The sequence below is a fragment of the Centipeda periodontii DSM 2778 genome (assembly GCF_000213975.1).
Lineage (GTDB): Bacteria > Bacillota > Negativicutes > Selenomonadales > Selenomonadaceae > Centipeda > Centipeda periodontii.
In genome coordinates, this window is record NZ_GL892076.1 from 2,145,871 (window position 1) to 2,158,813 (window position 12,943).

The window sequence follows — 12,943 nt, forward strand, 5'->3', positions numbered from 1 at the left end:
GCGAGCCGATAGGGGCGCTCGTGAACAGCCCCTTCATGAGAGAGCATTCAAATTGCGGTCATCCCAACACAATCTTACTGTAGTTTGCCGTCTGGAGCAGATAGTTGTCAATCGCCTTGAGGAGCGCCAGACGGTTCGCACGGACGCGTTCATCCTTGTCCATGACCATAACCGCATCAAAGAATGCGTTGATTGCCTTTGCAAGTGCCTGCTCCGCCGCAAGCGAATCTGCGCCCTCGGCGCGTGCCGTAACCGCATTCTCATACGCCGAGAGGAGCTCTCCCTCCTCCTGTGCTGCAAAGAGCGCAGAGTCAACGTTGCCGGTCTCTGCCGCGCGCGCGATATTGCCGACACGAACGAAGGACTGCACGAGTGCATCCGCTCCGTCCGATGCAAGCAGACGCTCCACATAGGCGGCGCGCACGGGCACGTCCGCAACGCAGTCCACATCCGTAAGCACAGCCTCTTGCACATCGTAGCGCACACCGCGCTCCGTGAGGACGTTCTTCAACCGCAGGCGGATAAAGTCTGCGACATAGACCTGCATTTTCTGGCACAGAGACATATCGAGATCATAGAGATCGCATGCCTCCTCGACGAGATCGCCGAGGAGCAGCCCGCTCTCCCGTTCAATCAGCATGAGCACCAGACCGAGTGCCTGACGGCGCAGAGCAAACGGATCCTGCGACCCCGTCGGGATCCTGCCTTGGCTAAAGGTGCCTACAATATTATCCACCTTGTCCGCCACGCTGAGCGCAAAGCCGAGATCACTCTGCGGGAGTTCATCGCCCGCGAAGCGCGGCATATACTGCTCGTCGATGGCACGCGCAACCTCCGGCTTCTCACCGTCAAGCAGGGCGTATTCACGCCCCATGATCCCCTGCAGCTCCGTAAACTCCGTCACCATGCCCGTCACGAGATCCGCCTTTGACAGCTCCGCCGCACGCCGCGCATCCGGCTCCATCGCCTCATATGCAGCCGCGTCCGGCGCAAGATCTTCGACAATCGCCGTAACAAGTTCCATGAGACGCTCGGTCTTCTCATACATCGAACCAAGCCCCTGCTGAAACACAACCGTCCTCAGCTTTTCGCGGTGCTCCGCGAGCGACTTCTTCCGATCCTCGTCAAAGAAGAACTGCGCATCTGCAAGGCGCGCACGCAGAACGCGCTCGTTGCCGTGCGCCACGACATCCAGATGCTCTTTCCCGCCGTTGCGCACGGTAATGAATACAGGCAGGAGACTGCCGTCCGCCGCCTTGACGGGGAAGTAACGCTGATGGTCGCGCATCGGCGTGATGACCGTCTCCGCCGGCAGCGCGAGATATTTCTCCTCGAACGCGCCGCTGAGGGCGGTCGGGTACTCGACGAGATAAAGCACTTCTTCGAGCAGGTCCGGCGTGATCTCCGCCGTTCCGCCGCATTCCTGTGCAACGGCGACAATCTGCTCGCAGATCATCGCGCGGCGGCGCTCGGGATCGACGATGATGTACGCCTTTTCACACGCCGCCTCATAGTCTGCGGGCGATGCGATGACAAAGTCCTGCGGAGCAAGCGTCCGATGTCCGCGCGACGTGTTCCCGCTCGTGACATTTGCAAGTGTAAAGGGCACGACATCCGTCCCATAGAGCGCGACAAGCCAGCGAATCGGGCGGATAAAGCGAAAGTCCAGATCACCCCAGCGCATACTGTTCGGCAGGGGAATCGCGCGGATGAGTTCGGGCAGCATCTCCGTGAGGAGCTGCGCCGTCTCAGCGCCCTTCTCGTGCACAGCGGCATAGACATAGCCGTCACGCTGAATGAGTGCAGACGGTTCGATGCCCTGCCCGCGTGCAAAGCCCGCGCCTGCCTTCGTCGGATTCCCCTCCGCATCAAAGGCAATGGCGACCGAGGGACCACGCGTCTCTGTACTCACATCCTCCTGCCGCTCGGCAAGCCCCGTCACGAGAAGCGCAGAACGGCGCGGCGTACCGATCGTCCGCAGACTCTCATAGGCTATACGGCGTGCCGCCAACATGTCCCCCGCGAGACGTTTCAGATCAGCGAGGAGATGCGGCATGACGTGTGCCGGAACTTCCTCCGTCCCAATTTCAAGAAGCAGATCCTTACTCATGCCTTCCCCTCCTTCTTCAGCATCGGATAGCCGAGTGCCTCGCGCTGCGCGAGATACGCCTCCGCGCAGAGACGCGCGAGTTTCCGCACGCGCCCGATGAACGCCGTGCGCTGCGAGACACTGATCGCACCGCGCGCATCGAGCAGGTTGAACGTGTGCGAGCACTTCAGCACATAGTCATGTGCGGGATGCACATGCCCCGCGCCGATGACGCGCACCGCCTCCGCCTCGTATTTGTCAAAGAGGTCAAAGAGCAGTGCCTCATCCGAGAGGTCAAACGCATAGGTCGATTGCTCGAATTCGTTCTGATGAAACACATCACCATAGGTCACATCGTCCGTCCACGCGATGTCATAGACATTCTCCACGCCCTGAATATACATCGCAAGCCGCTCAAGACCGTAGGTGATCTCGACGGACACAGGCTTTACATCGTGACTGCCGACCTGCTGGAAATACGTGAACTGCGTAATCTCCATACCGTCGAGCCAGACCTCCCAGCCCAGTCCCCATGCGCCGAGCGTCGGCGACTCCCAGTTGTCTTCGACGAAGCGGATGTCGTGCTCCTCGGCACGGATCCCGAGGCGCGCAAGACTCTGCAGATAAAGCTCCTGAATATTGTCCGGCGATGGCTTCATGATGACCTGGAATTGGTGATGCTGATAGAGACGATTGGGGTTGTCCCCGTAACGCCCATCGGCGGGACGACGCGACGGCTCGACATAGGCAACGTTCCACGGCTCAGGTCCGAGGACACGCAGGAACGTCCACGGGCTCATCGTACCCGCGCCCTTCTCCACATCGTAGGGCTGGGCGAGAATACAGCCCTGATCCGACCAGAACTCCTGCAGTGCGAGGATGACCTCCTGGAATTTCATGCAAACAACTCCTTAACTAAAAAACCGCGTTCCTATATAGAATACGCGGTTTTTTGAAAATGGCAAGTACCTACTTAAAATTATCCTGCAAGCTTTGTAAAATACGCGACTGGCGCGAGTTCACATCCTTGTTCCACTTATCGCCATAAGCTGCCGAATCATCGCCGGGCAAGAGTGCACATAGAATGATGAGAATGATGAAGAAAATAAGCGCCGTACCAATAATCTTACGCTGATAGGAGGCGCGCTTTTTCCTCACGCGTTCAAGCCCCCGCTCCATCTCCCTTTTCTTGCGTTCCCGTATGGATTCCGCAGGGCTTGGGGTGGTGCTTCCATATGGTTTCTTTGCCATAACAGCGTCCCCTCCTCTCTATGCTAAAACAGACTCTGCTCCTCGTATACCGGCTGCTGCATCTTTTGATAGCAGTAGAGCGTCGCCAATGTATCCGCGAGTGCCCCATGTGCCTCGCTCGTTCCCCAATCATAGCGGTAATAGTCCGCACACTCCGTCAGCTTCCACCAGCGATATCCGCCGCGCCGTGCATCCGGAATCTTGCGAAACTCCGAAAACGCGAGCATGACATCGTGACGATTCGGATTCGTAATACGGATCCCCGACTGGGCTAAGAGCCGAATATCAAACTCAATATTGTAACCAACGAGCAGCACCTCAGGATCGTTGAACATCTGCTCAAGCAGTTTCTGCTGCGAGAGAATCGGCGGACACTCCGCCACCATTTTCGGTGAGATCCGATTGATCTTCTCCGCATCCGGCCACGTACTCTTTCGCACGGGAGCATACATCCCGTCCACCAGTGCCTTGCCTGCGCCATTCACAACAGCGAGTGTCAATACTTCATCGTCACTACGAAAACCCGTCGTCTCGGTATCAAAGACCAGAATTTTTCCTGCCATGAAAGTCCTTCCTTTTCTAGTCGTTTTCTCCTAGTTTCATGTGGCTTTCGTTGTAAATATTATATCGTATGAAAAATCATCTGTCAAGAAATCGCCCATATCCGGTCCTCTTTACAGGAAAAAATGCGCTGAAATACCTGTTGCAAAAGATTTGGAATTAAGCTAGAATACTTCTATAAATAGTATTCTCATTTATAGAAAGAACCTATAAACTTTATAAATGATTCCATCGTTGAAAGGAGTACCTTCATGAACGCTATCAAAATTCGGGATGACATCTACTGGGTTGGAGCGATCGACTGGTCGATGCGCAGCTTTCACGGCTACGATACGCAGCGCGGCTCATCCTACAACGCCTATCTCATCATCGACGATAAGATCACGCTCATTGATACGGTGAAGCACGGCTTCGAGGAGGAAATGCTCGCGCGCATATCCTCCGTCATCGATCCGTCGCAGATCGATTACATCATCTCGAATCACGTCGAGCCGGATCACTCGTATGGAGTCCCGCTCGTCTCCTCCCTCGCGCCAAACGCAAAGGTCGTCACGAGCGCCCCGAACGGGCTCAAAGGACTGCGTGCCTACTATGGGGAGCTGCCCTATGAGACCGTCAAGGCGGGCGATACGCTCTCTATTGGCAAGCGCACGCTCGCCTTCGTCCCGACACCGATGCTCCACTGGCCGGACAGCATGGTAACCTACTGCCCCGAGGAGAAGATCCTCTTCTCAAACGATGCATTTGGTCAGCACCTCGCCTCCGGCAAACGCTACGACGATGAAAATGATTTCTCCATTGTCATCGAGGAGGCGAAGAAATATTACGCAAACATCCTCTTCCTCTACGGAAAACAGGCGCAGACGGCACTCAAGGCACTCCACGGGCTTGACATCGATCTGATTGCCACGGGACACGGCATCCTCTGGCGCTCGCACATCCCCGAGATCATCGACCTCTACAACAAGTGGTCGCTCGGTGAAACCGATGACCGCGCCGTCATCGTCTTTGACAGCATGTGGCACTCCACGGAGAAGATGGCGCACACGATCGCCGAGGCCTTCATCGACAAGGGATTCTCCGTCGGCTACTATGATATCAAACACAATACACATGCCGATATCATGACCGATATCCTCACGAGCCGTTATCTCGCCGTCGGTTCACCGACACTCAACAACCAGATGCTTCCGACCATTGCCGGCTTCCTCTGCTATATGAAGGGGCTTGCCCCGATCGGGCGCAAGGCGTTCGCGTTCGGCTCGTACGGCTGGGGCGGACAAAGCATTCAGCAGATCGAGGACGAACTCAAGGCGGGCGGCTGTGAGATCATCATGGACAAGGTGCGCATGCTCTACGTCCCCTCCAAGGAGCAGCTCGCAGGGCTGCACGATCAGATTCTCGCACTGTAAGCAAACAAGGGCTGTTGCACGAAGCTAAAAAGTTCGTACAACAGCCCCATTTTTTGCCCGATTTTCGCCTTCATTATACAATCTTCCATTGCCCGCAGGGACAACAGAACACTTGACATGGAGCGCGCGATGGGCTACACTTGTCGCGGCATTGATTTTAGGCATTAGTGATGCCTTCAAAAAGAGGTAATTCCTGTGAAGTTATTGCGCAAACGTCTCTTGTTTTCTCTATTCCTGATCTTTGGACTGCCTGTCATCATCGGGTTTGCAATGATGCGCTCCGCACCCGGTGTTCCTGTCCTCAACTATCATCAGATCGAAGAGAAGGACGGCAATCCTCTCACGCTCTGGCCCGATCAGTTCGAGGCACAGATGGCATATCTCTCATCCGAGGGCTATACGACGATCACGATCGACGAGATGATGGATGCGTTCGAAAACGGGACACCGCTACCGGAGAAACCCGTCATTATCACGTTCGACGACGGTTATGCGGACAACTACGAGTACGCCTACCCCATCCTGAAAAAGTACGGGTTCAAGGCAACGATCTTTCTCATCTATGATTTTACGAATACCTACCCAAACTACCTGACGTGGGATCAGATTGCAGAGATGAAGGAGTCCGGTCTTATCCGGTTCGAAAGTCACACGATGACGCACGCCAATCTCGCAGAGCTGACATCGACGGACGAACTCCGCCATGAGATTGCTGACTCGCATGAGCTTCTCTCAGAGAAGCTCGGCTACGACATGCACTATATCGCCTATCCGGGCGGACGCGTCAACGAAGAGATCGAGGAGATCACACGCGCTACCGGATACCGCGGTGCATTCACCGTCCACTACGGGCTCTCCACCCCCACAGAGGGACGCTACCAGATGGATCGCATTCCCATCTTCGGTGCGAACATGCACACACTGACCCGCTTCAAGATGCGCCTCGCCTTTGCGCCGCTCATCGCACCTCTTGAGGATCTGCGTCTGCAGCTGCGTGCATGGGGACTTTCCTGGGCAGCAAACAGTATGCTGATCCCCTAATCCGTTTTCTTTTAGGAATCACTGATGCATCAAAGCCCGAGATCCCCCATCTTGATTTCTTCCACGCGTCCGTGCTCGATCTCGAAAGCGAGTCCAATGGTCGGATCTTCCTCTGAAAAATAGATATAATCCTCCCCGTAGACCATACTCGGTTCGCCGTATACGCGGCGCAGCTCCTCCACGGGGGTTCCAATGCGGACGCCCTTGCCCGAGGCAAGTGAACTGCGCTCCGATATTTTGACGAGGCGCACAAGACCATCGACGAAATCCAACGACAGGCTGTCCGTGTACTCGTATTCGACGACTGCTTTTCCCGCATAGCGCATGGAGCGCTCCGACTCCTTTTTGTAGGGAGCACCATAGCGGGCACGCACCTCTTCCTCGGAGCTGCCGTAGGCGATATCACCGAGCACAAGAGCCTCGCGGGCAATGCGCGCCGCAGACTTTTGCTCCTCCGCACGGTGCTGACGCAACGTCTCTGCTTCACGCTTTGCCGCATCGTCCGCAGAGAGCGTTTTCTCAACGGAATCCCGCGCAATACTGATCCTCGTCCCCGCATCTGCACCCGGCGGCGCTGTCACCGCAGAGCGAAACATATCCAAGGCAATGCTTGCAGCAGCACCGGCAATGACGGCAATTCCAATAAAAGCCGCGCACATCCGCATATTCAAAGATTCTCTCTCCCCCGAGTCACTGTCTTATGAATTTTGCACATACTGTGAGCATCAACGGATCAGCCCCATCTTGATCTCGTCCACGCGATCGCGCTCAATTTCAAAGATGAATCCGATCGATGAATCACCGTCCACAAAATAGATATACTTATCGCCGTGAATGGCATCCGGCTGCCCATAGGCTGCAATCAGCGTGTTCACATCCGTACCGACGGCAATATCGTCCTTCGTCTGCACGCCGTTCGGCATACCAACCTCGACCTGACGAACCGCACCGTCCACAAAGACGATATCAAAGTCATTGCCGTATTCCCATTCAACTGCCTGCCCGCCGGCGTAAATGGGATTGAACTTCGTCTCGACCTCGCGCGGTGCACCGTAGATGCTGCGGACATAGGACTCCGACGCACCGTATTCGATACCGCCGACCACGAGCGCATCCGGCGGAACAGCCGCCTCTGCCGCACCAACACCGAGAAGGCTGACCCCCAAAGCGATCCCTGCAATCTTCCTGCCAAATTTGACCATGATACACATCTCCTTTGTCGAAAACATTCGTGATGAACTTCCAGTATTACAAGGAATTATAGAACAACACGCTGAAAAGCCTCTGAAGGATTTCCTTCAGAGGCTTTTCAGTATAGATCGACAAATGACGATTAGGAAAGTTTTCTTGTTTTTAGCAGCTCATCAATCTGCTCAAGGTGCTTACGAATCTCCGTTTCTATTTCATCGGCTTCACACACATCGGAACCTTCGTTTTCCGCCGCAGCGTCGCGCTGTTTTCGTTTGACTGCTTCCGAAATGGTGCCGACTGCCTCCACCACGATACCCACCATGACATTCAGCAGCGTAATGGCAGTAAGAAGGATGAACACCAAGAAGAATATCCATGCATAGGGGTATACCGCCATGATCGGTCTTGCCACGGCGGTTGCCCATGATTCAAACGTCATCACCTGGAACAGGGTAAACATGGAGCCTCCGATATCCCCGAACAGTTCCGGGAACGTCTCTCCAAACAGCGTACTGCCGAAGACCCCAAAGATATAGAAGATGATAAAGAGCAGGAGCAGCGCCCATGACATACTTGGTATTGCCTTTAACATGGACGATACCAAAATCTGCAGCTCCGGAAACTCAGTCAGAGCCTTTAGCAGGCGGAAGATGCGGAAGGCTCGTATGACCGAGATACTGGAGGAAATAAAGATAATGGAGCTGAGGACGATGACGAAATCAAAGATATTCCAGCCCTCCGACCAGAAATTTCGCCGATAAACCAATAACTTGGTGATCAACTCGATTGTAAAAATCACCAAACAGGCTTTATCGATTGCTTCCAGAAATAAAACCTCTTCGGCGGACAGCGTTTGATCCGTCAATACACCCAATACTGCAGCATTGAGAATAATGACAGCGGTGATAATTTTTTGTGTATGCTTCCAATGAAGCACTTTTTGCAGAACGTCCATAACCAAACTCCATTCCATCGCTTACGGAATCCCCCTCCCCCGTGTCATACGGGAGGAGGGGGATTTTGCATGTCAAGCTTAGTCGAGGCGCAGCCCCTCGATGCCGAGGTCACGCGCGGGGGTGAAGCGATAGAATCCAAGTGTCGCTGCGGGGATGGGACGCGGCAAGCCGAACACATAGACCTCCTGATCGAAGCCCGTATCAAAGCGCGGCGCAGCATCCTGCACGAGTGCGGCGAGGATGCCGCTCGGCAGAGCCGCGTGGACGGTGAACGCAGTCGCGTTGCCCGCCGCCTGCATGATGCGGTAGTTGCCGAGGACACCGCCTGTGATGCTGCCGATGCGCCCTGTGATGCCATAGCTGCCCGGCGTGTCGGTATTCGCCGCCGTGCCAAAGGCGATGCCGTCCGCACCGAATACGGATGCGTCCTCACCATCGGCAAAACCGTCCGCACGTCCCGTAAAGGAGGGCAGCGCCTCGCCCTGCACGACGCTCTGCGGCGCGGCGGTGAGCGTCAGCGTCCGATGCGTGATGCTGCCCGCGCCCTGTGCGGTTGTGGCGGCAAGACTATAGTTCGCCGCATCCGCACCTCGGAGTGCAACGCCCGTGTAGCCCACCGTGCTTGCCCCGGCGACATTCTTATTGTTATAGGTCGCGCCCGTGGCGGCGGCTGTGACGCTGTCGCCCGCGACGGTACCTGAGAGTGCTGCGCGGAACTGCGCTGCGTCTGCGGCGGTCGTGCCGTCGTAGGTCTTCGTCTGCGCCGCGACGGTATCAACGGTCAGCGTGCGCCGCGCAATCGTACCGATGCCCGTGAGCGCATTCGTGTCGAGCGTGTAGTTGCCCGCGCCCGTTCCCATGAGCGTGAGGTTCTTGAAGGTTACTTCCTTGTCTGTCCCCGCATCTTTGCCCGCCATATACGCGCCTGTGGCAGATGCCAGTGCGAGATGGTCGCCCTCCGTGCCGATGAAGCCCGTGAGGGTATAGTTCGTCCCCTTCGTGAGGGACTGCGTCACGTTTGCATTGCCGTCATAGGTCTTGTCAAAGCGTGCGCCGCCCGCGAGCGCGAGATTCAGCTGTTTCGGCGTGATCGTGCCCGCCCCCTCGGCGGTCGCGGCGACGGTATAGTTCCCCGCGCCTGTGCCTTGGAGCGCAACGCCCGTATAGCTCACTTTATTTGCCCCGGCGACGTTCTTGTCGTTGTACGTCGCGCCCGCAGCGGTCGCGGTCGCGCTGCCTTCCTCGCCCGCGACGAAATTACCGAGCGTCGCGTGGAACTTCGACGTGTCTGCGGAGGTATTGCCGTCGTAGGTCTTACTCTGCGCCGCGACGGTATCAACAGTCAGCGCACGCCGCGTGATCGTGCCTGCGCTCTGTGCCGTCGTCGCGGCGAGGCTGTAGTTGCCCGCGTCCGCGCCGGTAAGCGCAACGCCCGTATAGTCGACGCGATTCGCCGCAGCAACGTTCTTATCATTATAAGCAGCGCCCGTGGCGGTCGTACTTACGCTGTCACCCGTGACAGTATTGCCGAGCGTCGCTTGGAACTCTGCTGCATCTGCGGCGGTCGTGCCGTCATAGGTCTTTGTCTGCGCCGTGACTGTACCAACGGTCAGCGCACGCTTTGCGATCGTGCCAACTCCCTCTGCCGTGGTCGCGGCGAGACTGTAGTTCCCCGCGCCTGTGCCTTGGAGCGCAACGCCCGTATAGCTCACTTTATTTGCCCCGGCGACGGTCTTGTCGTTGTACGCCGCGCCCGTGGCGGTCGCGGTCACGCTGCTCTCCTCGCCTGCGACGACATTATCGAGTGTTGCGCGGAACGTTGCTGTGTCTGCGGCGGTTGTACCGTCGTAGGTCTTACTCTGCGCCGCGACTGTGCCAAGGGTCAGCGCACGCTGCGTGATGCTGCCCGTCCCCTGTGCCGCTCCTGCGGCGAGACTGTAGTTCCCCGCATCCGCACCACCGAGCGCGACGCCCGTGTAATTGACCGTATTTGCCCCCGCGACATCCTTGCTGTTGTATGCCGCGCCTGTGGCGGTCGCCGTTACGCTATCACCTGCAACAGTGTTGTTCAACCCCGCACGGAACTTCGATGCGTCTGCGGCGGTTGTGCCGTCGTAGGTCTTCGTCTGCGCCGCAACTGCGCCAAGCGTCAGCGCACGCGCCGTGATTGTGCCCGCGCCCTCTGCGGTCGTGGCAACGGTATAGTTCGCCGCTCCCGTGCCCGTGAGCGCAAGCCCCGTGTAGGTGACCTTGCTTGCCGTTGCAACATTCTTGCTGTTGTATGCCGCGCCTCTGGCGGTCGCCGTGACAAGGCTCTCCTCACCCGTGACGACGTTATTCAGCGTCGCGTGGAACTGCGTGGCGTCAGCATTCGTATTGCCGTCGTAGGTCTTCGTCTGCGACGCGACGCCGCTCATGGTCAGCACGCGCGGCGCAATCCTGTATGTGCTGCCGATGAGGTCATAACCGAACGTATCGCTGTAGATGCCGCGCGCATCGTATGTGCCGACATTCTTCTGAAGGGGAGTATCCGAAAGGATGTGCGCGTCCCCGTCCCCGAATGTTTTGCCGTCGTAGGTCTTCTCAAGGCGCTTCGTGCCCTTCATCAGAGCCGTGAGCAAGGGCGTAGTATGTCCCTCGTAGATGCGCCACGGCGTGCCCTTACCGCCCTCGGTGGCAACGAGGACATTGCCGTGCGCGTCCTTCCAGTCCGTGTATGTCGCCGCCAGCTTCATATCCGCCTCGGCAGCGACCTTGACATCCGTCACGTCAGTCCCACTGCTCGATGCGCCGACCGCCTGCCCTGCACTGCCTGCCTTCCATACGGCATGGCGAACGGTACCGACGTCCGCCTTTCCCACAATGCCGCCGACCTTCTGACTCCCTGCGACCGTCCCCGTATTCCATGCATTCTGCAGGGTACTGTTCAATATAGCTCCTACAATGCCACCGACTCTCTCATTCCCTGTGATCGCGCCCGTATTGCAGACATTCTGAATCACAGCAGAGTCTATTACTATTCCCGCAATGCCGCCGACCGGATACGACCCCCTGACCTCGCCCGTATTCCATGCATTCTGAATGCTGCCGCCCCACGCATATCCCACAATGCCGCCGACCGCATTATTTCCAACGACCCTGCCAGCGTATGAAACGTTCCGAATCACAGTCCTGTCTGTATATCCCACAATGCCGCCGACCCTATTGGTTCCCTCGACATAGGCGTCCACGAGGGAGAGATTCTCGATATGTGCCCTGACGGCGTAGCCAAACAGAGCGATATCCTCATTGCGACCGTACATTCGTTTGATATACAACCCCCGCAACGTGTGTCCCGCACCGTCGAATCGTCCCGTAAAATTCGTGCTAACATTTTCTCCAATCGGAAGGAAGCCCTCTATCCCATGCACAGTACTGTTCCATGTATTTGTGACACCTGCGTCGATGTCGCCCGCGAGGATGTATCTGCCATCCAGCTTCGCATTGATATTCTGGAGGTCGTAGACGGTATGCACGCGCATATAGTCATAGTCTGTATGCGCCGTGCCGCCAAGGTCCGCTACATCCCATCCGCGCCCACTTGCAGATTTTGAGGTGTTCGGATGTGCATAGTCATAGAAGCTATGCTGCACAGAGCCGCCGCTCTCGTCGAAGTTCGCCGTCGCTCGATTGCCGACATCGTAGCCGATGTGCGGCGTTTCCTCGCTGCGGATCGTGACGTTCGCCCCCGTGAGCGCCGTGCCGTTTGCGTCCGTTACAGCATCCGTGTTGAGGACTTTGACGTTCTTGCCCTCGATGTAGAGTTTGCTCGCCTTTACCGTGCCGAGGTTCAGCACGTCGCCCATCTGCGCGGTCGCGGAGAGCGGGCTTGTGCCGTTTGCCTTGAAGGTGTTCGTCGCTGTGGCAATGTCAGCGGGATTCGCCGTCGAGAGGTAGAGCGCACCCGTATTGACCTGCGAATCCTTAGCGAAGAGGATGCCGTGCGGGTTGACGAGATAGACGTTCCTGCCGCCCTCAATCGTGCCGTAGATGTTCGACGCGCCCTCGCCCGTGACGAGGTTCAGATAGTCGCGCGTCTGACTGCCGCCGTCGAAGCGCACCTTCTCGTTCTGCTCAATGGAGAAGTCCTCCCATCGGAGGATATTGTGCGCGGTCTTGCCCGCGATGTCCATGACCGTGCCGCTCGTGGAGATATTCGCCTCCCCCGCATTCGTCGCGGCGTTCGCGCCCTCGATGGGCAGCGCATACGCCGTCTGCGCGGCAAACGGGGCGGCAATCACGCCTGCAAAGAGCGCATAGGCGACAACGCGATGAATATGTTTGCTTGCTTTCGATGATGATTTCATTTCCCTTCGTCCTTTCTCTACGATATTGTTACGGCATTTCGCTTTCAAACAAACGCCCCTTCCACCGCTTCGCGGTCCCCCTCCCCCGTAAACGGG

At 57.0% G+C, this 12,943-nt stretch carries 10 protein-coding genes; 2 read left to right on the forward strand and 8 right to left on the reverse strand.

All coding sequences use genetic code 11. The features are described from left to right. Positions 1-58: 58 nt before the first annotated feature. The 4 genes from glyS to HMPREF9081_RS09780 all read right to left on the reverse strand — a co-directional run bounded on the left by glyS (position 59) and on the right by HMPREF9081_RS09780 (position 3,903). Positions 59-2,110: a glycine--tRNA ligase subunit beta gene (glyS, locus tag HMPREF9081_RS09765; RefSeq protein WP_006307111.1), complete on the reverse strand. Its 2,052-nt coding sequence runs from the start codon at positions 2,108-2,110 to the stop codon at positions 59-61. After that, on the reverse strand, positions 2,107-2,988 hold the full coding sequence (gene glyQ / locus HMPREF9081_RS09770) for a glycine--tRNA ligase subunit alpha (RefSeq protein WP_006307112.1): 882 nt from the start codon (positions 2,986-2,988) through the stop codon (positions 2,107-2,109). The genes glyS and glyQ overlap by 4 nt, the downstream gene beginning before the upstream one ends. 70 nt (positions 2,989-3,058) lie before the next feature. Continuing rightward, positions 3,059-3,340 (reverse strand): hypothetical protein, encoded by a 282-nt coding sequence (locus HMPREF9081_RS09775; RefSeq protein WP_006307113.1) that lies wholly within the window; start codon positions 3,338-3,340, stop codon positions 3,059-3,061. Positions 3,341-3,363: 23 nt separating this feature from the next. After that, on the reverse strand, positions 3,364-3,903 hold the full coding sequence (locus HMPREF9081_RS09780) for a 3'-5' exonuclease (protein ID WP_006307114.1): 540 nt from the start codon (positions 3,901-3,903) through the stop codon (positions 3,364-3,366). A 249-nt stretch (positions 3,904-4,152) separates the two neighbouring features. Here HMPREF9081_RS09780 and HMPREF9081_RS09785 point away from each other — a divergent pair, with 249 nt between their 5' ends. Both HMPREF9081_RS09785 and HMPREF9081_RS09790 read left to right on the forward strand, forming a co-directional pair. After that, positions 4,153-5,313, forward strand: a complete 1,161-nt coding sequence (locus HMPREF9081_RS09785) for an FprA family A-type flavoprotein (protein WP_006307115.1) — start codon at positions 4,153-4,155, stop codon at positions 5,311-5,313. 195 nt (positions 5,314-5,508) lie between these two features. Next, positions 5,509-6,354: a polysaccharide deacetylase family protein gene (locus HMPREF9081_RS09790; protein WP_006307116.1), complete on the forward strand. Its 846-nt coding sequence runs from the start codon at positions 5,509-5,511 to the stop codon at positions 6,352-6,354. Positions 6,355-6,383: 29 nt separating this feature from the next. Here HMPREF9081_RS09790 and HMPREF9081_RS09795 read toward each other — a convergent pair whose 3' ends face one another. The 4 genes from HMPREF9081_RS09795 to HMPREF9081_RS09810 all read right to left on the reverse strand — a co-directional run bounded on the left by HMPREF9081_RS09795 (position 6,384) and on the right by HMPREF9081_RS09810 (position 12,847). Next, positions 6,384-7,019 carry a hypothetical protein gene (locus HMPREF9081_RS09795; protein WP_006307117.1) on the reverse strand — a complete coding sequence of 212 codons (636 nt, stop codon included), beginning with the start codon at positions 7,017-7,019 and terminating at the stop codon, positions 6,384-6,386. 60 nt (positions 7,020-7,079) lie between these two features. After that, complete coding sequence (locus HMPREF9081_RS09800) at positions 7,080-7,556, reverse strand: hypothetical protein (protein WP_425358245.1); 477 nt, start codon at positions 7,554-7,556, stop codon at positions 7,080-7,082. Between the two features lie 131 nt (positions 7,557-7,687). Further along, a complete protein-coding gene (locus HMPREF9081_RS09805) occupies positions 7,688-8,518 on the reverse strand; it encodes an ion transporter (protein WP_006307119.1) in 831 nt (276 codons plus the stop codon). Between the two features lie 60 nt (positions 8,519-8,578). Beyond that, positions 8,579-12,847 (reverse strand): beta strand repeat-containing protein, encoded by a 4,269-nt coding sequence (locus HMPREF9081_RS09810; RefSeq protein ID WP_040395014.1) that lies wholly within the window; start codon positions 12,845-12,847, stop codon positions 8,579-8,581. Between the last annotated feature and the right edge of the window lie 96 nt (positions 12,848-12,943).

Coding starts and splice junctions, on each gene's coding strand:
- glyS (WP_006307111.1), bottom strand. CDS start 2,110: ATGAGTAAGGATCTGCTTCTTGAAATTGGGACGGAGGAAGTTCCGGCA.
- glyQ (WP_006307112.1), bottom strand. CDS start 2,988: ATGAAATTCCAGGAGGTCATCCTCGCACTGCAGGAGTTCTGGTCGGAT.
- HMPREF9081_RS09775 (WP_006307113.1), bottom strand. CDS start 3,340: ATGGCAAAGAAACCATATGGAAGCACCACCCCAAGCCCTGCGGAATCC.
- HMPREF9081_RS09780 (WP_006307114.1), bottom strand. CDS start 3,903: ATGGCAGGAAAAATTCTGGTCTTTGATACCGAGACGACGGGTTTTCGT.
- HMPREF9081_RS09785 (WP_006307115.1), top strand. CDS start 4,153: ATGAACGCTATCAAAATTCGGGATGACATCTACTGGGTTGGAGCGATC.
- HMPREF9081_RS09795 (WP_006307117.1), bottom strand. CDS start 7,019: ATGCGGATGTGCGCGGCTTTTATTGGAATTGCCGTCATTGCCGGTGCT.
- HMPREF9081_RS09800 (WP_425358245.1), bottom strand. CDS start 7,556: ATGGTCAAATTTGGCAGGAAGATTGCAGGGATCGCTTTGGGGGTCAGC.
- HMPREF9081_RS09805 (WP_006307119.1), bottom strand. CDS start 8,518: ATGGAATGGAGTTTGGTTATGGACGTTCTGCAAAAAGTGCTTCATTGG.
- HMPREF9081_RS09810 (WP_040395014.1), bottom strand. CDS start 12,847: ATGAAATCATCATCGAAAGCAAGCAAACATATTCATCGCGTTGTCGCC.